Genomic DNA, 23,418 nt, shown 5'->3' with positions numbered 1-23,418 from the left:
AATCTTACTGCTTCTTCTTTGAATGCCTTGTCGTACCTGTTCATTGTCACTCGTCCCCTCGTTAGCTTTCATTTTATTTCATACGAGGGTGTTTTTCGACTGCATTTTTATCGTAGCACTCCATATGGTCATTGTCCTCACTCCTTTTTATGTTATACATATTATCTAGCATAGCAGTATCAATCATGAATTCAGCCCTTTGTTTGACCACTATTTGTAATACTATCACCTCTCATCTATTTGTTTCAAACTAGGGCTATTGTCTCATTTTTTCATTTTCGTACCATCAATATTGAGCACTCCACATGTGTCGAGTTTAGTGACTATCTACCTGTATTTACTTTTTAACATTGTGACTTCTACATTCAACTCAACTTTCCGCTGTACCAGTATGTGCGATACGCATCACCCCGATTAATCTTACCCCCCCGATAAACCTGCTCCAGCAAAATAACCCGCATCAACTGATGCGGGTAAGTCATGCGCCCGAAGCTGAGCTTCTTGTCGGCGCAGGAGGCGTTTTCTCGTCAGGCAGTTCCCGAATGTCGAGACATTGTCCTCTGATAGCAAGGGACAAAGCCCATTTCTCATCTATACGAGGAACTTAGTATCGCCCATTTTACGCCAGCCATTCTTGCCCATATGTAGAATAATGGACGCATTCATAGATTCATCATACGGATAAACATCTTCAATAAATGCCGGCAGTTCAGCAAGCTTGCTATATCCACTATCATCCTCGAACAAAAGTAATCATCGCGAAGAAGACGCCGGGGAAGGTGCCCGGCGTCTTCCCTTGTTAATCCAAGTAAGAGTGTGCTCTCCGTTATCCTTAACCTTGAGCTGCATCCGTGTTCATGTAGTTGATTGCCCACATATGGCCGTCCAAGTCCTCGAAGGCCCAATGATACATGAATCCATAATCCTCAGGTTCTTCGTACGATTTCCCGCCCAAGGAGACCGCAGTATTCACGATTTCATCCACCTTTTCTCGGCTCTCGAAGGCCAAAGCGATCGTCATTTGCGCATACTTTTCCGTATCAACGGTTTCCTTCTGCGTGAGCGACTTTAAAAGTTCTTTGGTGAGCAGCATGACCTGCAGGTTGTCGCCGATCACGATGGCTACCGACTTCTCATTCTCGGGGAATTGCGGGTTGAGCTCGAATCCGAGTCCGGTGAAGAACGCCTTCGATTTTTCTACGTTGTTTACAGGCAGATTGAAGCTCGTGAATGTGGACATTAATGCCATTTTTAAACACCTCATCGTCAAATTGGTTTGTTGTCATTGATGCCTTCGTTTATTTAGACGAAAGCCGATCCGGGAATTCATCGGTCTACTTGATTCGGAAGCGTGAATCTTGAAAATAAGTCTCAAAACCGAAATCAGCGCTTGATGTAGTAACCAGAGGTTAGAAATGGCAAAACATCTAACATACCAGAGTTACACGTAAGCCAGATTCTGTTTGTCGACCAATGAACTTCATATCGACGCCACTCCCGTCGCCCATCTTCAAAGCTGCCCGATCTGCCTGTCGGTGCAGCATGTGATTCGCAAAGGTACCAATGGGACGCGAACCGTACGTCCTCTGTCAGTCTTCAAGAGGAAATCCTATCTGCACGTACCGGCGATTCGTTTGTTCTGTACGACTTGTCATGCCGGATTCGGATGGACCTACTAATTCGTGGGGCACAAACAACGCTACAGCAAGCTGTTTCGCTCCCTTGCGGTGGAGCAAGCGCTCGGCTCACAAGCAAGCCGCCAACTGCTCGCTCGTCCAAGTTTCGCCGTCAATGGCAAGGGCGACGACGTGGCCGTCCGACTCCTAAGCCGCAAGTATACGTTCGCCTTTGCAGATGCGCACCTGCTCCTCTTCCGCGGGGCTCATTGAGTCCGGCGTTTTCTCGTCAGGCAGTTCCCGAATGTCGAGACATTGTCCTCTGATAGTAAGGGACAATGCTCATTTCTCGCCTACAAGAGGAACTTAGTATCGCCCATTTTACGCCAGCCATTCTTGCCCATATGAAGAATAATGGACGCATTCATAGACTCATCATACGGATAAACATCTTCAATAAATGCCGGCAGTTCAGCAAGCTTGCTATATCCACTATCATCCTCAAATATAACGTACATATAACCGTTCGTCCTTACCGTCTGTCCATCAACTTAATAATAATAAGTAAAAACCTGTATGGTTTTTATTTTTTTATCTTCAGGAATTGCCTCTGCAACGCCTGCCTCCTTAAGCCATTTTTCTAATCTACTTAAATCTCCTTTCTCATTATAAAGATTAATGAGTTCAGGCTGGGTTCTCGTAGTCCCTGTTCGATATTGAAATACATTAACCAGATCCAGAACCTCTTCAGTATTTGATTGAGTGATTTGGACGCATAGAAGAATTTGAAAGTATTAAAGATGCATTACTGAACTTGGGGAAACTTTAGAAGAGGTTACAAAAAGGCAGCTTTTTGAAGAAACAAGATTAGAAGCCCGGAGTCTTGATTTTTTTCATATGTTCATGGGGTTCTTAAATTCTTAGAACAGATCGTTAAGTAATATGTGCCACATGAATCACCTTGTCAATTAAGCCGTACGTCTTAGCTTCGTGAGCATCCATAAAATTGTCTCTATCGGTATCTCTATCAATCTTCTCAAGATTTTGACCTGTTTGTTGAGAAAATATCTTGTTTATTTTATCTCGTAATCGAATGATGCGTTTCGCGCTTATTTCAATATCAGTTGCTTGACCTCGCGCTCCACCGAGAGGTTGGTGTATCATGATTTCACTGTTAGGAAGTGCTAGCCGCTTACCTTTCGCTCCATTTGCCAATAAAAAGGCACCCATTGAAGCCGCCATGCCAACACACAGCGTTGTTACGTCAGCCTTTACTAGGTGCATGGCGTCATAGATTCCCATGCCTGCTGTAATTGATCCGCCAGGTGAGTTGATATACATGTTGATGTCTTTTTCCGAATCCATAGCATCTAAATATAGAAGTTGTGCTATAACGCTATTGGCAACATCGTCTGTAATTTCTCCGGAAACAAATAAGATGCGGTCTTGCAGGAGCCTAGAGTAAATATCGTAGGCTCTTTCGCCCCTAGAGGATTGTTCAACAACATAAGGAATCAGATTCATGGATACTCCCACCTCTTCATCATCAGTAGTCAATACGGTATTTCTTTTCTAAGTACGAAAATTCATTATCCCTTTTCTCCAGTATCCTTGGTTGAATTGATACAAAATTCGTTCCTTCTTCGCAGGGTGGAGTGGCATGGCTTAATTCTTTAATTCGTTCGACTACTTGATCGTCAATCTCGACCATGTCCATTTCATCTTCTTCGACGACTTGAATCGAAATTTCTTTGCTTACCGTGGTCTCGGCTGTCAATAAGCTTACTACGATAGTCATTTCGCCACATTGAATCGAAGCTTGGGTATAGATTTCTATGATAACATCTTGGTCGGGGGCATCGACTACGATATGTTCTCGTTCATTCTCAACCAAACCATTGAGATTATGCGAGCGGTAGATACCCTTTGGTAGTCGTATTTGGATTTCCGACTTTTGGGACTGAACTTTTCCATCCCGAAATAACTGAATCCATAGATGATTCATTCCTTCTTCGTTCTCCATCTTTGACTTGGCTAATTTAATGTCAAGCATTATTGATTTTCACCCCTTAGTGCTTGTGATACCGAATCGATTACTCTTTGTTTTAACTCCGCAGAAATTCGAGGGCTAATCGTTATAATGACATCATCCGTTATCTTTAGAGTTTCGTTTTCAATAATTCGACTAGGTTCATACAATATGAATTGCTGACTTATTTTTTCGATGTCCTCCATGGAAAGTTTTTTTAATGTTTCCTGAATGGAAGCCAGTGTTTCCCCAGTTCTTGACAAGGTAATAATGGCACGAAAGTAATGGATGTGACGATCTGTGTAAACCCTCTTGTTACCCCTTAATTCAAGTGGCGGTACCATCCCAATTTGCGTGTAGTACCTTACCGTTCGCAGATTCAAGCGCGGGTCATCTTGTTGGAGAATTTCAGCAATTTGTTTAGCGGTATAGCTATTCATGGCACACCTCCAAGACATTCAACTGTTTCTGTTACACTTCAGTGTATTGTTTACAGTTTACTGTAACGTTATTCATTTGTCAAAATAAAGAAGTTCCCGAGGGTGAACTTTAAAATCGCTTTCAATTTGAGCCGCCGAAACTGTTAACTCGTACGTCGCTACGATTGACATCCAGTACTAATAGAACCGTTCCAGCCATATTTTTATTAAAGAACAATAGGAAGGAGTGAAAAATGAAATTGATAAAAGTTAAGGTTCGATTACGGCCCATCGTAAGCAAATTAAATATGCCCACTGTTTTGAAAACGGCTTACCTTCCGGGCGATTCCATTGAAAGCTTATTTATTTCAACCCAGGTGGGAGAGATCTTTTACATACGAAACGGAGAGATAAGGACTTTTTTGGATATTCGCCCGCGAATCCTGCAACTGGGCGTTTCAAGCGGAGGATATGATGAGCGGGGATTGATAGGACTTGCGTTTCATCCCGGATTTTATTACAACGGTCTTTTCTATCTTTATTATTCGATAGCCGGAGCGCAAGGTCCGGGCGCTATTCCGAATGCTTCCTCCGAACCCTTTAAGCCTAACCCGTGCGATCCTGGAACTTTAAACCGAAAATGGATAAACCGAGATAAGGAATACGATCATATCGATACCTTAGAAGAATGGATTCTTCAACCGAATGGTCAGCCTCAAAAACGGCGGACATTACTTCAAATAAGAAGACCGTTTTTAAACCATAACGGCGTCAATAGCTTAAATTTTTCCCCTGAAACGGGGAAACTTGTTTTGACAACCGGAGATGGCGGATCGGGATATGATCCATTTAATTTAAGCCAAGACGATATGGAAATCGCAGGTAAAATAATAGAAATCGACGTCACTAAAAATACATTCATCGATCAACCGCCCGTAGTTACGCGTTTTGATGAGCTGCCTGTACCTATTCAAGAAACGCTAACGGTAATCGCCAAAGGCGTTCGCAACATTTCAGGCATTTCATTTCAAAGGTTTTATCATCGCTATATCAAATACGTCGGCATTGTCGGACAAGATCTCGTAGAGTCGATTTTTTCGTTTATCCATTATAGACCGATACCGGTTACTCAGCTTATTCAAGCTTCATTAAAGAAGTCTGAACTTGACCAAGAAGGATTTGTTAACTTTGGCTGGCGAGGGTGGGAAGGCGATTTTCCTACTTCGTTCATAACAAGCTGCTCTGCAAATCCGGCATTAGATCAGAAAACGATTGCTTATTACGATGATGCAGTAAAAACTTCAGCGCGGCGTCTTCCGCCCCTCATAAGTTATTTTCATGAAGAGCCCCGAACCGATAAATTTAGAGCAACTGCACTTACGGGAGTCCAGCCGTACATGGGAAATGAAATCCCCGGTTTAACGGGAAACGTTGTGTTTACCGATCTAGCCGTTCGGGCCAAAGATTCTCAACTTCCGGTTAGAGGGGCTTTAGCTTACACTCGGCCAAGAATGGATTGTAAGCTAAACGATTTTAGCGTGATGGACGTCGACTATCCATTTGGTTCTCAATCCGCCTATTATGTAAGTTTAGGAGCGAACATGAATCAAACCAAATTGTATTTAGGGGTTTACGGCTCCATGAAAGTGGCCGATTACCACGAAGGATCCGTATTTGAAATTGTTCCATAGAGCGGAATATGTTGAAGCAGCCCCAACCACATTGGGGTTGCTTTAAGCTTGAGCCGCAGCGGTCGCAGCAAGAATAGTCCCCAATAAACTTTTGTTGATAGATCGGCGGATCGGACGCATTTTAGCCCAACTCATATGCATAAAAAAAGATGACCCCATGGGATCATCTTCTGAAAATGCATTGCTTTAACTGTACTTAATTTTTCCAAATAAAATATTTAAGTAACCCGCTTATTTGGTTTTATATTCTGCTGGAGAATCAATTTCTAGACCCTTCTTTTTGTAATAATCCAATGAGTTATCTTTACTTGCAAATTGCTTTAACCCTTCATCTGTCCAATACTTTTTATTAAAAGTAAACTCTAGATGATCTGCTGTTTGCACGTATTGCGCCTGTTCAAATCGAGGATCTCGCTAATGCCGAATTCGTCGAACTTATCCAGAAGCGGTTCGCTTCCATGCTTCAACTTGAGGTCCAGTTCTTCCGAATAGAGAGGAATGATGGCATAGAAGTCTAAGTTCCGCCCATCCCCCATGTCTAGCGAAAGAAAATCTTCGTCCACATGAATTGGAGGCAGTAAAATGATTCCGCTCATTCCCGTTTGCTGCGATAGCGGTTGGGCCGGATCTCCATTTGGAATTGTATGCCCCCAGCCTAGCCAAGTGTCGAAGTCATGGGGAAAACGGGCCAACATTTTCAGCCATCGGATAGGCCAATAGTGATCTGGATTTTCTAAATCTTCTTGCGAGATCGGCCAATCCGGCGGCAAGCAAATCATCAATTCCGCGTATTCGCAGCCTTCCGCTCCTTCCGGCGTATTCATGGGCAAAAAACTCATGCCAGTTGTGATTAAAGTATAATAATTTCGTTCGGGAGTCGGTTTAATGAAGTGGACGTCAATATGTACGACATCCGATAGGATTTCGTGAAATACGGAATCAATTTCCCCGATATGCTGACGCACGTGGTCTTCGATTTTCTTGATCCATTTATCTTCCCCGTACTCCGGAGGCCGCCATTCCTGTTGTTTATCACTATAGCGATAGATCGGATTCCCCGACTCCGAATATTCCGTCGATTTCGACATGTTCGCCTCTCCTTTGCTACCTCTGTTTTTTTCTATTTCATCATACCATAATGTCCATATACAGGGGATAAACCCCATACCTCCCAATTTATCAAATCGACGAAGATATTATTGGAGGAAACGGACAGTTTGAGAATTGGGAACCTGGAGTTTTTCTTGAACGCAAAAAAGCCTGTGAGAATTAGACATTAGACCACAGGCTTTTTTGAGTTAGGCTCTATTTTTCGCCAATATTATTTCTTTTCCAAATAAGTGGCTAACAATGCATTTTTAAGATTATTCGTTTCATCCCTAATATCGCCTTCATACGTATCTACATTGTCTTTCGTCACGACGACAATGCCGCCGTCAACCGCGTACGCGTCTTCCTTCGGCGAATAACCGTCAGCCATTAGCTTCAGCAATAGCATGGACAAGTATCCGGCGCCGTAAGAGTTCTGTGCAATCGTCGCATCCATCACGCCATCTTTAATGGCTTTAATTACGATAGGGTCCGTATCGATGCCGATCGAATGAATCGTCCGGTTGCCGCCTTTTTTCTTGTAATCGTCCATAACCTGAGCGATGGCAACGGAAGGTGTAAATCCGGTTGCGATAATGCCGTCTACTTTATCGATATTGGCAGCAATTGCGCTGTCTACTTTCTGAACCGCTTCTTCCGTACTCTTCATGCCGGAAATTTCTTGAATGATATGAACATCTGGATATTTATTGACGACTTCTTCGACGCCTTCTTTACGTAATTTCGTATTCGAGTCTTCCAGTACTTCAAGCACGTTTACGATATTACCTTTGCCGCCCATCAAGCTGATCAGCTTCTCTGTCGCTTGCATGGCCGCTACTTTGGCGTCCGTCCCCACGAAGAACGATGCAGGAGTTGGCAGAACCGTAGAAGCTCCGAAGTTGACGAACTTCACGCCGCGCGCAGTCAGCTCTTCGTAAAGTCCGTTAGCACCGCTTCCATCCGATGGATAGATTGAGAAATATTTATACCCTTTTGCCGCTAGAGCTTGTACATTATCTGTCTGACTTGGTTGATTCCAGTCCGGCCCGATTTGTTTTTCAACCGGAATGCCGAAGTCATTTTCAAATGCTTCTACGCCTTTTTTCACTTCTTCGAAATAGGGATGCGGAGCGGATGCATACCAAGCCAGTTTATAATTAGCTGCTTTTGCAGGCTCTGCTGCCGGCGAAGCCTTTGCCGAGCTTGGAGAAGAATTGCTAGAGTTGTTAGATCCACAGCCTGCCAATACCGTTCCTAGAAGCAATACTGTACCCATTGAAAGAAGACCCGCTTTTTTTACTTTTCTCATCTTGATTCCTCCTCAATTGTGAAAGCCTTTTCATTTTTAATTAAAACGGAAGCAGGGAGTGCTTCCAGTTGAAACCTAAGCCATGTACTGCCCAATGCGACCGCTTAACTCGTCATACGTGTGGTATTTGTCATTGATGTCGTTTAATTCGCCTGCGATTCGATAATCGCTGAACACTAATATTCTTCTGGCAAGCGTACACAACTCGGGCAAATCGGAGGAGATGACGATAATCGATTTCTTCTCGACTTTCGCCAAATCCCAAATCAACTGATGTATATATTCCTTCGCCCCGACATCAACACCGACAGAAGGCTCATCGATGATCAGAATGTCGCATCCGGCCGCCAGCCACTTCGCTATACTTACCTTCTGCTGGTTTCCCCCGCTGAGTTTTCCAACAATATCATCAGCACTGGTTACTTTTATTTTGAGCGCTTCGACCATTCTATTGGCTTCGGACTTCTCCGATGTCAAATTCAGCTTCCGCGTAAGCGGATGAACGATCTTCTTCCAGATCGTAATTCCGATATTCGTTTTTACACTTTCGTCTAGCAGGAGACCTTCTTCCTTGCGATTCTCGGATACATAGCCAAGCCGGTATTTGTACAGACTGTCTGCCATGCTTTCAGGGACGGCTTTCTTGCCGTGAATCCTGATTTCGCCGGAATCTTTCTTATCTTCGCCGATGATGATCTTCGCTAGCTCAGTTCGGCCCGAGCCCACGAGTCCGTAGAAACCTAATATTTCACCTTCGTACAAATCAAAGTTAATATTGCTAAACCTTCCGGCTTGCGATAAATCTTTGACCTCTAGCACTTTACAATCATAGTTGATATCCAATTTTCCCAAGTAACGATCTTGGGTCTCGCGACCGATCATCATCTTGACGATATCTTGTTTGGTCAAATTTTCCCGCACTTTGGTCCCTACGTAACTACCGTCGCGAAGCACGGACACCTTATCGCATATCGCCAATACTTCTTCAAGCTTATGGGAAACGAATATCAGGACAACGCCTTGCTCTCTCAGCTTGGCGACAAGCTCAAACAGATATTCCGCTTCATGCTTGGTCAAGGAAGAAGTAGGTTCATCTAACAACAGTACCTTCGCATTGGAGGATAGCGCCTTAGCGATTTGCACGAGCTGCTTCTGGGCGGCGCTCAATCCGCCAATAATGGTCGTAGGCTCCAACTCCAAACCGACCATCTTCAAATATTTGCCCGCCATCTCATTGATAAGCTTCCAATTTACGATTCCTGCTTTCGCATATTTACCGATCTTATCAATGAAGATGTTCTCCGCGATCGTATACTGGGGAATGACTTGGATTTCTTGGTTTACGATACTGATCTCATGTTCCATGGCATCCCGGAAGCTTTCAAAACGTACTTGCTTGCCGTTTAGGAACACTTCGCCTTCGTCCGGTTGGTACATGCCGCATATAATTTTAATCAATGTGCTTTTGCCGGCTCCATTTTCCCCAAGAAGCCCGTGCACTTCACCAGGGTGAAACGTTATCGATACATTATCGAGCGCTTTGACGCCCGGGAAAATTTTGCTGATGCCCCGTAATTCCAGCATATTGAACTCTCCTTTCTTAGCGTTTGCGTGATGAATGTAGCTTCATACGGAAGCTTTCGGCTAGAACCGCCAGCATGATAATGACGCCAAGGAAGGATTGTTCGAAATACACATTTGCGCCTAACATAATTAATCCGTTATTGATTAACGCAATCATCAACGCGGCTGTTCCAAGTCCAATGGCGCTGATCGCACCCCCGCTAAGAGCTGTGCCCCCAATGACCGCAACCGCGAACGAAATGATCATCCAATCACTTCCGGTTGCCGGCGTAGCCGAGCCCATACGCGATATCCATAACAAGCCTGCGACGGCAGCAAAAACTCCCGATAATACGTTGCCGAGCAGAATAATCCGATCCGTCTTGATGCCCGAATATCTCGCAGCGACGATATTGCCGCCCGTCGCGAGAATTTGTCTGCCAATTACCGTGTACTTGAATACGTACCACAAGACGAATAATGTCACGATCATTAGCCAGAACAAGTAGGGGATCCCCAGGAACCCGTCCCTGCCCATCAAAGTAAATCCTTTCGGAATTCCGGTGTACGGGTACCCTTTCGAAATTCCGAATACGAGGCCCGTGAAGATAAACGAAGACGCCAGCGTGACAACGAAAGAATTCAGTTTGAACCGAACAATAAAAATTCCGTTAATAAATCCGGCTAAAGCGCCGACGATGATGGCTAGAATGATACCCATCCACCAAGGCAGCCCCCAGGTGTCCATCGCAACGCCCGCGGTCACGACCGCGAGTCCACCGATCGCGCCCAAGGACAAATTCATCCCGCCAATGACAAGCACGATGGCTTGACCTAAAGCCACGAACATATACAACGAAGTGGTCCTAAACACATTGAATAGATTGTAAGAAGATAAAAAACTTGAAGATCCAATCGCAAATACGATGAACAACACAAGCGTTGCTACGATTACACTCGTATCGCTTCGCTTAAGGAGGGCTACCACAACGTTGCTCTTACCTTTGACTTCTTGGTTCTCTGCCGTTAACTCGATACTGTTCTTCATGCACGTGCCCTCCAGCTAAGAATTTCTCTAAATCGTCACAACTCATATGAAGATAGTACTTGGATTGTCATCTAAAGTTAATGGAGATTTCCACGTTGATGGTCTAGATTTCCACTTTACATAGACAAAGCTGCCTTCCCAATATTGGAGAGGCAGCTTCTGTCTTTCATAGGATTCATTCAGGTTCAGCCATCATTCTCGTAATTTCCTTCGCTGCGGCGTCCAGTCCTTGCTTGGGGGAAATGTCCCCGACTATGATGCGCTGGAGATAGGGGTATAAAATATCAGACAAGGGAATCCATTGTTTAATTGGAGGAGGGGTACGGAAGTCCTCCGTTAGCGCCGTATTCAGTACTTTGTAAAAATTCTGTTTGCGAGGATCCCCCGTCTTGGCATCGTTTAACACCTTTTCCCATACGGACAAACGAACGGGGGCAAAACCGAGTTTCGATTCACTTGTCAAGTTCTCCTCGCTCGTCAAAAACTTAACAAGCGCTGCAGCCGCTTGTTTATGATTACTTGACTTCATAATCGCGAATCCATGGGCACCGCCCCAGCCTGGATGAACGCCGCTGGGTCCAGCCGGAGCGCGAAAAACATCGAACTCCCCTGCTACGGTTGAACTTGTCGGGTCATCCAACGTGGAATACCAACCAGGCCACTCCGAATACATGGCCACTTTACCGCTTGCAAAGTTATATTCCTCTTCATCCCAGAGGTAATTAAGCATGTCTTTCGGCATTGCCCCCACAGAATACAAATCGCGTAAATACTGGGCAGCTTTTAATCCGCCTATTTCATTCAAAATCACTTTCTTATTCTCGTCGAAAAAGTCGCCGCCGAATGCCTGCGTAAGTTCCATGAACCGGCCTGTGATCGCTTCTTCTTTACCGGCAAACTGTATGCCGGATAAGCCGTACTCTATCGTTGAGAAAAAAACCGCGATATCTTTCAATTGATCTAAGGTCTCAGGCGGGGCTAGATCATATTTGTAGATGGCTTTGAATTTACTTTTGTTCGCTTCATCATGAAACAGATCCGTGCGATAAAAATACACGCTGATATCCGCCAATCTCGGAATCATGAGCTGATCTCCGTCTATCTTTCCGGCATACAGAATAGACGGGGAGAAGTCTTGGAGTTCATCATCCGTAAACCAAGAATTCAAAGGTTCTAAATCGTCGGCATACTGCAAAAAAAGGTTTGAATGCGTCGAGATGACATCATAGTTAATCGAATGTTTGACGACATCTTGATTGATCTTCTTGTCCAACTCGTAATTATTCCCTTTAAAAGCGATCTCTACCTTGGCACCGGTATCCCGCTCGAATTTCGCAATGGATTCGTACAAAGGCTCGTACGTCCCGCCGCCGATTAAGGCCGCTCTCAATATGATGCCTTCATAAACCCTTTTACCAGCGGCCAGATTGCTGTCCGAATCTACTATAGGTTGGACGGAATGGCTTCCCGTTCCAGCCCTATTACTCCATAGGGCAAGGGATAGAACGATTAGAAGAATACTACCGAGGAGCACCCGATTCCTATTCAATTGTTCCTCACACTACCTTTCTCCGAACGGGAAAAGAAGCTTTTCATTCTCATCCGTGTACATATTCGCTTGGGTAATCACCTCTGAACCCGTATCGATGTGCGAATCGACTTTCATCTTGTTTAAGACTTTAACGGATGTTTTCACAGCCAAATACCCCATATTGAATGGTTTCTGCACAACGATCGCCTGAAGTTCTCCCTCTTCCAGCTGACTAATTCCTTGAATTGAGCTGTCGAATCCAACCAGCTTCACCCCTCGTTGGAATCCCAAATCTTTTACGGCCCGAGCAGCGCCTTGTGTAGTCGTTTCGTTCAGAGTAATGATTCCGTCAACCGGATCATGGCCACTGAGAAGGTTTTTCGTGATTTCATAAGCCTTCTCCTCCTCGCCATGACAGAAGTAAGTGTCCAGGATGCGGATTCCGGGAAAGCGTGCTAACGCCTGTCTTACACCGCTTTCCCTTTCATATAACGATAATGACTCTTTATCCGAATTAATAATCGCAACCCTTGACGAAGAGCTGAGTAACGCAGCTGCTTCGGTCCCCGCTTTGTCTCCTGCCGCGATATTGTCTGTATAGATGGCGCTACTCGATAAACCGCTCTTTACGGAGGAATCGATAGTGACAAGCTCAATACCTGCTTTTTTTATTTTTTCGATCGTTGGCATCATCTCTTCATAATCGATCGGAGCCAGAATAATGGCATCGGGCAGTGGTCCATAATTAGCGATGGTATTTAATAGGTTAATTTGACCCTCTACATCACTTTCCGTTCGTGGACCTACAATTTCAATATCAACCCCGAACTCCTTCGCCGCAACTTTGGTCCCTGCAGCTAATGCCTGCCAGAATTCCACGTTCGGATCGCTTGTCTTGGTAACGATCATAATCTTAGGCTTTACATCCGATGCTTTTTTCGGAGCGAAATGAAAGAATCCAAATACGATGATGAACAATGAGCCGGCTAGTAACAGGCCTATCAGCAATACCTTTTTTCTCGTAAACATCGAATCGCCTTCCCTAATCGATAATGGGGATGCAGACCGTTACTTCGGTCCCTTTCCCAAGGACGCTATTATAGCTCAACCCATAACGTTCGCCGAAGGCAAGACGCAATCGTTCGTTAACGTTGGTGACGCCTACCCCTTTATCCTCGAAGGGTTCATCCTGTAATAGAATTCGTTCCCGTTGTTCTTCTTGCATCCCTATTCCGTTATCGATCACTTTGAGCAATATACAATCTTCCATAAGCTCGCCTGTCACTTGAATGATTCCTGTACCGGTTTTATATTTGATTCCATGATAGATACAATTTTCAACTAGCGGTTGCAAAATCAGCCTCAGCGTTTTGAAATTCAATATTCGATCGTCGACATGAATTTGATAATCCATAGACTTGTACCGTATTTTCTGGATCGTCAAATAATGTTTGATATGCTCCATTTCCGCCTGAATGGGAATGAGCTCGCTGCCTTTGCCAATACTGGCGCGGAACAAGTTGCCTAGCGCCACGGTCATCGTTACGACTTCTTCCATCTTGTTCTTTTCAGCCATCCAAACAATGGAACCTAGCGTGTTATAAAGAAAATGCGGATTAATTTGCGCCTGAAGCGCTTTCATCTCACTTTTTCGTTTAAACTCTTGTTCCACCATAATACGATCCATGAGTTCTCTTATTTTACCGATCATCATGTTGAAGCGTAAACTCAATTTACCGATCTCATTGACCGAAAGGATGTCTGATCGGATGTCGAAATTGCCTTTTTCAATTTCCCTCATACACGCCTCAAGCCTTTTCACCGGACTAGACAATCTACGAGAGAGCAGGATTGCCAATACCAAGCCAATCATCAGACATACAAAACCCCAGAGGAACAACGACTGCTGCATCTCCTGTTTATTGCTCACAAGCTCATTCAGATAGGCAACACCGACAATGTTCCAGCCATAACCTGATTTTTTGATCATGTACATCCGGCTTTCATTGCCTTCATCGGTTGTAAAGCTTCCTGTATCGGAACTAAGAACTTGGTCTATCATTTCCGATTTCAGATTGCTATAAAGGATTTGCTGCTGAGGATGATAGATGATTTTACCCACTTCATCCACGATAAATAGATAGCCGCTACTTCCTATACGGATATCGTTGCATATTTTGTTGATGACATCGAAATCCAAATCGATTGAAAATACACCCAGACTTTGTTTGTCATCCGCGCTCCGAATTTCCCGGCTTAACGTGATCACCCAGCGGTATTCTTTTTGATACAGGTTTTGAATATGCGGCGGTGAAACCACAACTAACCCTTGTGCTTCCTTAGCTTTTACGAACCAGGTTTGTTTGCTCGCATTCAAATTCGGCTTCAAATTAGGTTTGTCCCGATCGGATACATAAAGAGAGCCGTTGGCGCCGAATAGCATGACCGACGTAATATCTTTATGAGAACTTAACACGGAATGGAAATAATCTCTGATTCTCAGTCTGGTTTCGTTATCGCTAACCAGATTAACATGACTTGAGGATCGGATAAAATCTCTAATATCCGCATTATTCAACGCCATCACGGATATATATTCCATACTTGATATATAGGAATTAATGCTTGTATTGACTTGGTCGATAATCTCATTGGTAGAGTCCTGTGATTTCTTTTTTACTGCATCCGCCGACAAATGATAGGAAATAAAACTCAATATCAAAGTCGTTAATAAAATTAAACAGGAGAAAGCAACCGCGATACTCGATTGAATACGTTTAAACGCGAACAGGCGCAATTGTCAATCCCCCTCCACTTCAGGCTGTGGATCGTTCCTGATTCTCCCGCGATATTCCGTAGGTGAAACGCCTGCTTTCTTCTTGAATATTAAGCTGAAATAATGAGGGTCTTTATAACCTGTATTGTGAGCGATTTCATAGGTTTTCAGATCGGTGCATTTAAGGAGCTCCATCGCCTTCTCAATCCGGATCCGGGTTACATATTCAATGAAGGTTTCTCCCGTATAGGTTTTGAACACCGTACCGAAATAGCTCGGGCTGATCTGCACATGTTGACAAACATCCGACAAAGCTAATGATTCGTTGGAAAAATGATCTTTGATATATTTCTCGGCCATCAAAACTTTCGACTTCGATAAATTGTTGCTTTGCCCGGATACGGATTCGACAATCTGTTTGCAAATGACGGATAACCATCGTTCTATTTCATCTAACGTTTTGTATTGATCTATTTCCGCCAATCGCTCTATTGGATCTCCGAAAAGCTCTAATTGCCCGAATTCCTCCATGGTATCCTTGAGGGCCAAGCAAACTTTATGGATATAGAAATAACATTGCTTCATCGGAATGAATGCGTTTTTTAAATTTCGGATATAGTCTTCAATTGCCTCGTTGACTTCTTTGCCCGTCCCTGTTCTTACGGCCAGGATCAGCTTTTTCTCCCACTCCGGGTACATGGCAATGTGTGTACGTTGGTTGATATCAAGTTCAGGATACGTGATGACTTTATTTTTCCCTAATAAGAACCGGTTATCTAGCGCTGCCAATGCGCTTTGATACGCTTGAACGATTCCTTGCAAAGAACGGATGGGATTGCCGATGCCGATCGTTACCGTAAATCTCAAATAACTCTCTACGCTATTCCGCGTCTCTTCCGAAAGAGCTTGAGCCGTTCCCTGAACCTTAGATGTATCTTCATCGGATAGGATCACAACGATTCTGTCTTCGCGATTGCGAAAAACAATACTTTGATCTGAACCCATAATTTCTTCGATAATATTGTAGACCGCATAATACATCAATTCCTGTTCCGTCACGGATTGGGACAACTCTCGTTCACCGAAATCATCCACATCGATAACGATTGCAACGTAACAAGGTCCTGAAAGAGGGAGATTAAAAAATGCCAGCTTCTCCTCTATTTCTTTTCCCTTCATCGGCGCCGTGACTAAGCTTTCGAGGAACCGTTCTTTTAATAGCGGCAAGCTTTGATTCAATTGGAGCTTAAGCTTGTGGATGTCTTCTTTCTTTCGATTGTCTTCATCCATTTCGAGTTTGGCTTTATCCAGCACGCTTCGAAGCTGATTGGCTGAGAACGGTTTCAAAATGTAATCATATACCCTCAGCTGAATCGCCTGCTGGGTGTACTGGAAGTCATCATAACCGGTCAGCATAATCACCTTGGTCAACGGATACTTATCCGCAAGATAGCGAGTCAGCTCAACCCCGTCCATATAGGGCATACAAATATCCGTCAGCACCAAATCGGGGACCCGATCTTCGAATACTTTCAGCGCTTCATTCCCGTTTTCAAAGCTTCCTATAAATTGAAAACCATGATTCTCCCATTGGATGAGATCTTCAATGCCTTCCCTGATTTCATCTTCGTCGTCAACGATTGCTATTTTGTACATGTTGCCCTCCGTCTGACTTATGTCCGATTTCGACGTTAACATGATTTTAGCTTTCAAACTTTTATTATAGGAATGTTCGTTCATACTGTATATAGAAAAGAGCGTGCATGCGCACGCTCTACAGAAGGCTTAAGTATTTATCTCGTACATGAATCTAGATTCCGAGATTCGCTCCACGATCGTCCCCGCCGTCTCTTCAATCGCCCGCTCCGTCACATCCAGAACGATGCAGCCCAATTTCCTGTAAATAGCTTGAGCGAATTCCAGTTCCTCGGTTACGCGTTTCAGCGAAGCGTAGGCGGCTGTTGGGGGCAAGCCCATCGCTTTCAACCGTTCTGCACGTATCCTTACCAGACTCTCCGGACTCATCGTTAGTCCGATGAAGATGCAATTGCCCAACTCAAACATCGCTTGAGGCGGATTCACTTCTGGAACGATCGGGTAATTGGCCACTTTGTATCCTTTGTGTGCCAGGAAAATGCTTAGAGGCGTTTTGGATGTTCTCGATACGCCAAGCAGCATAATATCTGCTTTCTGCCAGTCGGCCTGTGCCTGTCCGTCGTCACATTTTACCGTGTACTCGATCGCTTCTACTCTTTTGAAATACGTGGTATCTAGTTGGTGAAGCAAGCCGGGTGTTTCTTTGGGCGCGAAATGAAAAGTATGGACGAATGCTTCCATAACCGGCCCCATGATGTCTACAGCAAACACCTTTAACCGAATGGCCTCTTGCCGGATCATCTCCCGCAATTCGGGTAGAACGAGTGTATAAACGACAAAGCAGCCGATTCGCGCAGCCTCTTCCATGATATTCCTGATCTCATCTTCCGATTTAATATGCGACCAACGTTTAACGTTCACTTTCTCGGCATCGAATTGGCTAAGCGTTGCGCGCACAACGGCATCCGCAGTCTCCCCGACGGAATCCGAGCATACGAATATTGTGCTGCTTTGTTCATTCAACATCAATCCGCTCCCTATTGTTCGCTACTGTCGCGTCGTACAGTAGTTTCATCACGATCGTCTTCGTAATTCTGCCGACCACTTCTACTTTGCCCGGTCCTTCGCTAGATTCGATCGGTAGAACGACAGGCAAACCGTCGACTTCGTGCATAATCATTTTGTGCATAGCATCGTGCACGTTGTCGTCAGGCGACACCGTCACGATGTTCGGATAGCGGGTCATAACCATGCTGAGCAGAACGTTCGAAGCCTGGGGATTACCCACGGTCACCTTCAACAAATCTTTGCGCGATACGATACCCTCCAACGCCCCGGAAGCATTCGCGACGATGAGGCTGCCGACGTTCTCGAGAAACATCGTGACGACGGCATCGTTCACGGTTGCGGTTCCCCGCAGAACGATCGGGATACCCATAATTGCTTTAACTGGCCGCTGTGTAACGACCGAAATGTCGGATTTCTGCTTCATTATCGTATTGCCGATAAAATAGCCGACTTTCGGCTTGGCATCGATCAACCCCAGCATAACGAGCAGCACAAGATCGGATCGTATGGTGGGACGTGTTACGCCGAGATGTTCAGCAATTTGCTCTCCGGTAATCGGAGCTCTTTTTTGGATCAACGCGATGATTTCCAATTGACGGGATGTTAATTCGATATGGGTTCCCCTCCCGCAATATCTTACCTCTTTGCTCATTATAACCGATACGGCACTCGTATCACACCGCTGCCATTTCCCGCATTTCCGTCCAGAACTTCTGTTCAATTGCGGCTTGAGCGGCAGCTATACGGGCCAACGGTATCCGATATGGCGAACAACTGACGTAGTCCAATCCGGTCTCGTGGCAGAATGCGATCGACATTTTTTCTCCTCCATGCTCGCCGCATAAGCCGGTCTTAAGCGTCGGCTTCAAGGAACGTCCCGCCGCGACCGCCAATTCGATTAATTGGCCTACCCCTTCAGAGTCCAGTACCTGGAACGGGTTATGCGGAAGAACCTTTTGGTCCATGTAATGAGTCAGAAACTTGCCTTCGGCGTCGTCTCGGCTATAGCCGAATGTCATCTGTGTCAAATCGTTGGTGCCGAACGAGAAGAAGTCTGCGTGAGCCGCGATTTGTCGAGCGGTTAGGGCGGCGCGAGGCACTTCGATCATAGTTCCTACTTTATACTTGCAATCTCTTTTCTTATCGGCAGGAAACTCTTGTTCAGCGGCCCGATCCACCAACTCTCGCAAGCGTTGCAATTCAGCCGCGTGGCCAACAAGCGGAATCATAATTTCCGGTAAAACGGATATCCCCTTATCCATACAGGCGGATGCCGCTTTGAAAATGGCTTCTATCTGCATATCGTAGATTTCAGGGTAGACTATCCCTAGTCTGCATCCTCTCTGCCCGAGCATCGGATTCGATTCATGCAGCTCATGAACCTTGCGGATCATGCGCTTGAGCAACGCCTTTTCCGCTGTCGACTCTGCATCTTCCAGCTTGCGCTGAAGCTCGGCTGTGTTAGGGAGAAACTCATGCAATGGCGGATCAAGCAAACGTATCGTAACGGGAAGACCGTCCATCGCATGGAAGATGCCCTCGAAATCGGATTGCTGCATCGGCAAGAGCTGATCCAGCGCAGCTTTGCGTTCGTCTACCGTCTCCGCCATGATCATCCTCTGCATGGCCGCCAGGCGTTCAGGGGCAAAGAACATATGCTCCGTCCGGCACAATCCGATGCCCTCTGCGCCGAAGCCGCGCGCCGTGTTCGCATCCTCGGGGTTGTCGGCATTGGCGTAAACGCGTAATTTGCGAATATCGTCGGCCCATTCGAGAATCTCGCGCAGCTCGGTCGTCATAGCCGCTTCCCTAAGGGGTACGGTACCCATAATCACCCTGCCGCTAGCGCCATCAAGGGTGATCCAATCTCCCTCCTCGATAACGCGTTCGCCTGCAAACATCCGACGCCCTTCGACATCGATGCGTACGCTTTCGCAGCCGCAAACGCATGGCTTGCCCATTCCCCGAGCCACGACCGCTGCGTGACTCGTCATCCCGCCGCGGCTTGTTAGGACACCCTCCGACACCAGAACGCCATGAATATCTTCCGGCGTTGTCTCCGGACGGACCAATATCACTTGCTTGCCTGCACGACTCCAATCGGCTGCAGTATCCGCATCGAATACCGCAACGCCAATTGCCGCGCCCGGCGAAGCCGGCAACCCGGTCGCCAGTACCTCAAGATCCTTGCTCTCGTCGATACCCCTGTGCAGCAGCTGATCAAGGTGGAATGCTTCGATTCTTAGCAGCGCGTCTTCGCGACTGATCACGCCTTCCTTCACGAATTCGACGGCCAACTTCAACGCCGCCTGGGCATTACGCTTGCCGCTCCTCGTTTGCAATACGTATAGCTTGCCATTTTCGACCGTGAACTCGATGTCCTGCATATCCCTATAATGTTGCTCTAGTTTCTTGCAGACCTGTACCAATTGATCATAGATGTTCGGCATCACATCTTTTAGCGTCTCGATGGATTGCGGGGTTCTAACGCCGGACACCACGTCTTCGCCCTGGGCATTCACAAGATATTCGCCGAACAGTTCACCGTCGCCCGTTGACGGATTGCGTGTAAACACGACACCAGTGCCGCAATCATCGCCCTTATTGCCGAATACCATGCTCTGGATATTAACCGCCGTACCTTGAGCGTCTGGGATATGGTGGATTTTACGGTAAATTTGCGCCCTGTGGTTGTTCCAGGATTTGAAAACAGCTTCTATGGCCAGCTTGAGCTGTTCATGTACGTCCTGCGGGAATTCGCGTCCCGCGTTCGTCTTCACGCATCGCTTGTAGTCCTCGATCAGACTCCGCCAACCTTCGACCGTCACCTCTTGGTCTTGCCCCGCACCGCTGTTTTTCATCATCTTGTGAAGTAGAATCTCAAAACGAAAGGACTCGATCCCGAGAACGACATTGCCGAACATTTGGATTAACCGGCGGTAGCAATCGTAGGCGAACCGTTCATTCCCGGTTAACGCCGCCAACCCTTTCACAGTATCATCGTTCAAACCCAAATTAAGAATCGTGTCCATCATTCCCGGCATGGACGAGACGGAGCCCGATCGAACCGATACGAGGAGCGGACAAGAAGAATCGCCGAACTTTTGGTTTGTATCTTCTTCGAGCCGGTGAAGATCAAGCTGTATTTGTTCCATTAGATGATCAGGGATTCGATTGGACGATTGAAAGAAAGCATGACAAGCCTCGGTCGTTATCGTGAACCCGGGAGGAACAGGCAGACCGGAACGAGTCATTTCCGCCAGATTCGCGCCTTTTCCGCCGAGCAAAGCTTTCATTTTCGCATTTCCTTCCGCGAACGCATACACCATTTTCTTTGTCATTTGCGATCTCTCCCTGTTTTTTAGATGCACTTCTCTTAGCTGCAATAGTGGATTAGTATGCCTCTCTTTCCAGCACACCCTTTATTGTATGTCATAATTATATTTATAACTCATAAATGACGCAATATATATTTTTTAATCCATATAATAGTCATATATAATTACGTATGACCACTAATGCATTTTCTGGTTCAATCACAAAAACCCTTCGGGAAATTTCCTAATTTCAGGAGGTTTCCTAAAGGGTCTGATTTAATTTTCTTCGACACAAAGGAGGGATTACCTTCCATAATGACGAATCTTATCACCGGATGGGAATGAGTTCATATTTGCAATTGTAATTGGAAGTTACGGTTTCGAGACGATTTATTTCACTTCGAAATTACACTACATTAGGAGCAACGATATGAATGCTTTTACGGGATTTCTTGAGTTCGTGTTTTTCTCGATGCTCGAAAGCTATGCGATTGTGGCCATCATGCTAGCCATTTTTCGTTTTAAGGCTTCTGACTATATGTGGTCAATTGTTCTTCTAACATTGACAATGAGTTTACAAAGTTATGTTCTGCGGGAGGAACTTGCGCTCTCCATACTCGTTCCAATCATCAATCTTGTACTCTTAACCTTTTTTACAATGAACGTTTTAAGAGTGCCGCTGATTTGGTCTACTCTTATCAGTGCTTTTGGTTCTGTGATGACCATCCTCTTCCAGGTTTTCCTAGTCGCTATTTCAGGCAAACCAATTGAATGGTTCCAAGAAGAACTCTACCGCGTATATGTTATGCAGTCAGTAACGGGGATTATTGGAATCGTTATTGCATTTTCTTTATACAAATTTGGGATAGGGTTGTCGTTCTCCTTTGAAAAACATCAGCCAAAGTGGGAACGATCTATGCTATACAGCCTTGTTGGCGTTATTGTGATTGGATTTGTGGTGTTGGCATCGCAGAGGTCGGTCTATATTGACATCGTCTTTCTATTAATTACTTTACTCTTTTTTATCTTCTATACAATTAGAAAGGAAACTGAGAATGATTGAACGAGTCGCACATAAACTTGCAGTGAGCATAAAACACGCTGCTCCTGACCATCCGGCAAGTATAGAGGTGCTCAAGTTTCCGATTGTTGCTTTCATTAATGCCATTTCGATCGTCATCCTATCCATCGGGGTCGCACTCCTAACCAATCGAATGACTGAAACGATCATAGCCCTTGTCGGATACGCTTTATTACGTCAAGTTTCCGGAGGCATCCATATTAAATCAGGGGAATTATGCATCCTAGTATCTGTCTTCATGATAACAATATTCTCAATGGCTGACTTCACTCAACCTATTCTAATGATTCTAAATTCAATTAGTTTGTTACTCGTAATCCTTTTTGCTCCATCAAGAATCGAGAATCAGACACGAATACCACCAAAATATTACCCAATACTTAAGATTATTTCCGCACTCATGATTTCAACCAATTTCTTGTTTAACTCTTCGGTTTTATCAGCCGCTTATTTCGTACAATCTATGACATTAATCCGGTGGAGGAGGTGAATACAAATGAAAACAAAAGTAGCTTTTCGATTAGCGACGTTTCTTGCAGCTATGGCAACTATTCTGGTAACAACGACAGCTAGTATTTGGTATTTCAATCAGCCTAATGTACCTAAAGAACTTCTGAAGAAATAATCGTTTGGAGGACTTCCAATGCGGAGACTTACTGTCTCCCGGGACTCAGAAGGAAAGACAGGTCTTATAGAACTACCAGTGGAGGACATCTTGTTCTTCGAGAGCAATTCTAGAAACAAGGACATGATTATCCTTCATACCTGGGACGAATTATTCTATGCACCGGGGACTCTTAGGTACTGGTTAGAAGCTTTAAAATCATCGGGCGAGGATTTTGAGATGGTTGATCGAGTAAATGTAGTGCATCTATCGAAAGTCCATCATGTCGATAGAATCTTTAGAATTGCATATTTTGGAGAAAGTAAGTCATCTAAACAATGTACACTCTCGATCAGTAACGTATCAAAAGTCCTCCAGCATCTCGCAAGTAATAAAAACAATTTACAACCATGAACTATTGCTTAAAGGCAATGGTTCATGGTTGTATTTTTTTGGTTGGAACTTGGTTGTTTCTTCGCTGGACCGAGGACCGAATGGCCCGATGCGTGAACATGGTGATAGGTGATGGATGGCACTTCCTCGAACTACTAAAAGTGGAGTTGTCAAAAAAAGTGCAGTTTGAAAACACCCTCATACAGAAATCCCGTTGCTAAGCTGCTTGTGACAGCATTCTTTCGCGATAAATAGCAGGGGGCCAGCCCCCTGGATTAGAGGTGT

21 protein-coding genes and 1 pseudogene are annotated in these 23,418 nt (G+C 45.1%); 5 read left to right on the top strand and 17 right to left on the bottom strand.

What is annotated here, in order from left to right; genetic code table 11:
- Nucleotides 1–365: 365 nt before the first annotated feature.
- From FPZ45_RS24890 to FPZ45_RS24865, 6 genes and pseudogenes are all read right to left on the bottom strand, one after another.
- Nucleotides 366–509 (bottom strand): annotated as a pseudogene (locus FPZ45_RS24890) (23S rRNA (pseudouridine(1915)-N(3))-methyltransferase RlmH); the annotation flags it as partial.
- A gap of 323 nt (nt 510–832) precedes the next feature.
- Entirely contained in the window at nt 833–1,249 is a 417-nt protein-coding gene (locus tag FPZ45_RS24885; RefSeq protein WP_144707360.1) for a VOC family protein, read from the bottom strand.
- A gap of 720 nt (nt 1,250–1,969) precedes the next feature.
- Nucleotides 1,970–2,134, bottom strand: coding sequence for a hypothetical protein (locus FPZ45_RS25490; protein WP_186438569.1), 165 nt, complete (start codon nt 2,132–2,134; stop codon nt 1,970–1,972).
- A gap of 415 nt (nt 2,135–2,549) precedes the next feature.
- Nucleotides 2,550–3,140, bottom strand: a complete 591-nt coding sequence (gene clpP, locus FPZ45_RS24875; protein ID WP_144707358.1) for an ATP-dependent Clp endopeptidase proteolytic subunit ClpP — start codon at nt 3,138–3,140, stop codon at nt 2,550–2,552.
- A 22-nt stretch (nt 3,141–3,162) separates the two neighbouring features.
- Nucleotides 3,163–3,669 carry a hypothetical protein gene (locus tag FPZ45_RS24870; RefSeq protein ID WP_144707357.1) on the bottom strand — a complete coding sequence of 169 codons (507 nt, stop codon included), beginning with the start codon at nt 3,667–3,669 and terminating at the stop codon, nt 3,163–3,165.
- Entirely contained in the window at nt 3,669–4,085 is a 417-nt protein-coding gene (locus tag FPZ45_RS24865) for a MerR family transcriptional regulator (protein ID WP_144707356.1), read from the bottom strand. Before FPZ45_RS24865 ends, FPZ45_RS24870 begins: the two co-directional genes overlap by 1 nt.
- 239 nt (nt 4,086–4,324) lie before the next feature.
- Between FPZ45_RS24865 and FPZ45_RS24860 the strand changes: the two genes are divergently transcribed.
- A complete protein-coding gene (locus FPZ45_RS24860) occupies nt 4,325–5,755 on the top strand; it encodes a PQQ-dependent sugar dehydrogenase (RefSeq protein WP_144707363.1) in 1,431 nt (476 codons plus the stop codon).
- Nucleotides 5,756–6,117: 362 nt separating this feature from the next.
- Here the strand turns inward: FPZ45_RS24860 and FPZ45_RS24855 are convergent, their stop codons facing one another.
- The 11 genes from FPZ45_RS24855 to ppdK form a co-directional block, all read right to left on the bottom strand.
- Nucleotides 6,118–6,843, bottom strand: coding sequence for a suppressor of fused domain protein (locus FPZ45_RS24855; RefSeq protein WP_144707355.1), 726 nt, complete (start codon nt 6,841–6,843; stop codon nt 6,118–6,120).
- Between the two features lie 233 nt (nt 6,844–7,076).
- On the bottom strand, nt 7,077–8,156 hold the full coding sequence (locus FPZ45_RS24850) for a sugar ABC transporter substrate-binding protein (RefSeq protein WP_144707354.1): 1,080 nt from the start codon (nt 8,154–8,156) through the stop codon (nt 7,077–7,079).
- 75 nt (nt 8,157–8,231) lie between these two features.
- Entirely contained in the window at nt 8,232–9,740 is a 1,509-nt protein-coding gene (locus FPZ45_RS24845; protein ID WP_144707353.1) for a sugar ABC transporter ATP-binding protein, read from the bottom strand.
- Between the two features lie 16 nt (nt 9,741–9,756).
- Nucleotides 9,757–10,767, bottom strand: a complete 1,011-nt coding sequence (locus tag FPZ45_RS24840; RefSeq protein ID WP_144707352.1) for an ABC transporter permease — start codon at nt 10,765–10,767, stop codon at nt 9,757–9,759.
- Nucleotides 10,768–10,942: 175 nt separating this feature from the next.
- On the bottom strand, nt 10,943–12,157 hold the full coding sequence (locus FPZ45_RS24835) for an ABC transporter substrate-binding protein (RefSeq protein ID WP_186438568.1): 1,215 nt from the start codon (nt 12,155–12,157) through the stop codon (nt 10,943–10,945).
- A 171-nt stretch (nt 12,158–12,328) separates the two neighbouring features.
- The gene (locus FPZ45_RS24830) at nt 12,329–13,327 is read right to left on the bottom strand and encodes a substrate-binding domain-containing protein (RefSeq protein ID WP_144707350.1); all 999 of its coding nucleotides are present in this window, start codon (nt 13,325–13,327) and stop codon (nt 12,329–12,331) included.
- Between the two features lie 13 nt (nt 13,328–13,340).
- The gene (locus FPZ45_RS24825; protein ID WP_144707349.1) at nt 13,341–15,095 is read right to left on the bottom strand and encodes a cache domain-containing sensor histidine kinase; all 1,755 of its coding nucleotides are present in this window, start codon (nt 15,093–15,095) and stop codon (nt 13,341–13,343) included.
- A 3-nt stretch (nt 15,096–15,098) separates the two neighbouring features.
- Nucleotides 15,099–16,730, bottom strand: coding sequence for a response regulator (locus FPZ45_RS24820; protein WP_186438567.1), 1,632 nt, complete (start codon nt 16,728–16,730; stop codon nt 15,099–15,101).
- A gap of 129 nt (nt 16,731–16,859) precedes the next feature.
- On the bottom strand, nt 16,860–17,696 hold the full coding sequence (locus tag FPZ45_RS24815) for a pyruvate, water dikinase regulatory protein (protein WP_144707347.1): 837 nt from the start codon (nt 17,694–17,696) through the stop codon (nt 16,860–16,862).
- Entirely contained in the window at nt 17,686–18,390 is a 705-nt protein-coding gene (locus tag FPZ45_RS24810) for a helix-turn-helix transcriptional regulator (RefSeq protein WP_186438566.1), read from the bottom strand. Before FPZ45_RS24810 ends, FPZ45_RS24815 begins: the two co-directional genes overlap by 11 nt.
- Nucleotides 18,391–18,412: 22 nt before the next feature.
- The gene (gene ppdK, locus FPZ45_RS24805; protein ID WP_144707346.1) at nt 18,413–21,079 is read right to left on the bottom strand and encodes a pyruvate, phosphate dikinase; all 2,667 of its coding nucleotides are present in this window, start codon (nt 21,077–21,079) and stop codon (nt 18,413–18,415) included.
- A gap of 406 nt (nt 21,080–21,485) precedes the next feature.
- Here ppdK and FPZ45_RS24800 point away from each other — a divergent pair, with 406 nt between their 5' ends.
- The 4 genes from FPZ45_RS24800 to FPZ45_RS26090 are packed head-to-tail and all read left to right on the top strand — an operon-like array spanning nt 21,486 to nt 23,154.
- Entirely contained in the window at nt 21,486–22,118 is a 633-nt protein-coding gene (locus FPZ45_RS24800) for a hypothetical protein (RefSeq protein WP_144707345.1), read from the top strand.
- Nucleotides 22,111–22,626, top strand: coding sequence for an accessory gene regulator ArgB-like protein (locus FPZ45_RS24795; protein ID WP_144707344.1), 516 nt, complete (start codon nt 22,111–22,113; stop codon nt 22,624–22,626). Before FPZ45_RS24800 ends, FPZ45_RS24795 begins: the two co-directional genes overlap by 8 nt.
- Nucleotides 22,627–22,632: 6 nt before the next feature.
- Nucleotides 22,633–22,761 carry a cyclic lactone autoinducer peptide gene (locus FPZ45_RS24790; RefSeq protein WP_144707343.1) on the top strand — a complete coding sequence of 43 codons (129 nt, stop codon included), beginning with the start codon at nt 22,633–22,635 and terminating at the stop codon, nt 22,759–22,761.
- Nucleotides 22,762–22,779: 18 nt separating this feature from the next.
- Nucleotides 22,780–23,154, top strand: a complete 375-nt coding sequence (locus tag FPZ45_RS26090; protein WP_144707342.1) for a LytTR family transcriptional regulator DNA-binding domain-containing protein — start codon at nt 22,780–22,782, stop codon at nt 23,152–23,154.
- The last annotated feature ends 264 nt before the right edge of the window (nt 23,155–23,418 follow it).

It is taken from the genome of Cohnella terricola (genome assembly GCF_007786475.1).
GTDB classification, from domain to species: domain Bacteria; phylum Bacillota; class Bacilli; order Paenibacillales; family Paenibacillaceae; genus Cohnella; species Cohnella terricola.
This window is presented reverse-complemented; position numbering and strand designations above follow the sequence as displayed.

Bases quoted from the DNA above. Each gene is read 5' to 3' on its own strand.
- FPZ45_RS24885 (WP_144707360.1), bottom strand. From the start codon at position 1,249: ATGGCATTAATGTCCACATTCACGAGCTTCAATCTGCCTGTAAACAAC.
- FPZ45_RS25490 (WP_186438569.1), bottom strand. From the start codon at position 2,134: ATGTACGTTATATTTGAGGATGATAGTGGATATAGCAAGCTTGCTGAA.
- clpP (WP_144707358.1), bottom strand. From the start codon at position 3,140: ATGAATCTGATTCCTTATGTTGTTGAACAATCCTCTAGGGGCGAAAGA.
- FPZ45_RS24870 (WP_144707357.1), bottom strand. From the start codon at position 3,669: ATGCTTGACATTAAATTAGCCAAGTCAAAGATGGAGAACGAAGAAGGA.
- FPZ45_RS24865 (WP_144707356.1), bottom strand. From the start codon at position 4,085: ATGAATAGCTATACCGCTAAACAAATTGCTGAAATTCTCCAACAAGAT.
- FPZ45_RS24855 (WP_144707355.1), bottom strand. From the start codon at position 6,843: ATGTCGAAATCGACGGAATATTCGGAGTCGGGGAATCCGATCTATCGC.
- FPZ45_RS24850 (WP_144707354.1), bottom strand. From the start codon at position 8,156: ATGAGAAAAGTAAAAAAAGCGGGTCTTCTTTCAATGGGTACAGTATTG.
- FPZ45_RS24845 (WP_144707353.1), bottom strand. From the start codon at position 9,740: ATGCTGGAATTACGGGGCATCAGCAAAATTTTCCCGGGCGTCAAAGCG.
- FPZ45_RS24840 (WP_144707352.1), bottom strand. From the start codon at position 10,767: ATGAAGAACAGTATCGAGTTAACGGCAGAGAACCAAGAAGTCAAAGGT.
- FPZ45_RS24830 (WP_144707350.1), bottom strand. From the start codon at position 13,327: ATGTTTACGAGAAAAAAGGTATTGCTGATAGGCCTGTTACTAGCCGGC.
- FPZ45_RS24820 (WP_186438567.1), bottom strand. From the start codon at position 16,730: ATGTACAAAATAGCAATCGTTGACGACGAAGATGAAATCAGGGAAGGC.
- FPZ45_RS24815 (WP_144707347.1), bottom strand. From the start codon at position 17,696: ATGTTGAATGAACAAAGCAGCACAATATTCGTATGCTCGGATTCCGTC.
- FPZ45_RS24810 (WP_186438566.1), bottom strand. From the start codon at position 18,390: ATGAGCAAAGAGGTAAGATATTGCGGGAGGGGAACCCATATCGAATTA.
- ppdK (WP_144707346.1), bottom strand. From the start codon at position 21,079: ATGACAAAGAAAATGGTGTATGCGTTCGCGGAAGGAAATGCGAAAATG.
- FPZ45_RS24800 (WP_144707345.1), top strand. From the start codon at position 21,486: ATGAATGCTTTTACGGGATTTCTTGAGTTCGTGTTTTTCTCGATGCTC.
- FPZ45_RS24795 (WP_144707344.1), top strand. From the start codon at position 22,111: ATGATTGAACGAGTCGCACATAAACTTGCAGTGAGCATAAAACACGCT.
- FPZ45_RS24790 (WP_144707343.1), top strand. From the start codon at position 22,633: ATGAAAACAAAAGTAGCTTTTCGATTAGCGACGTTTCTTGCAGCTATG.
- FPZ45_RS26090 (WP_144707342.1), top strand. From the start codon at position 22,780: ATGCGGAGACTTACTGTCTCCCGGGACTCAGAAGGAAAGACAGGTCTT.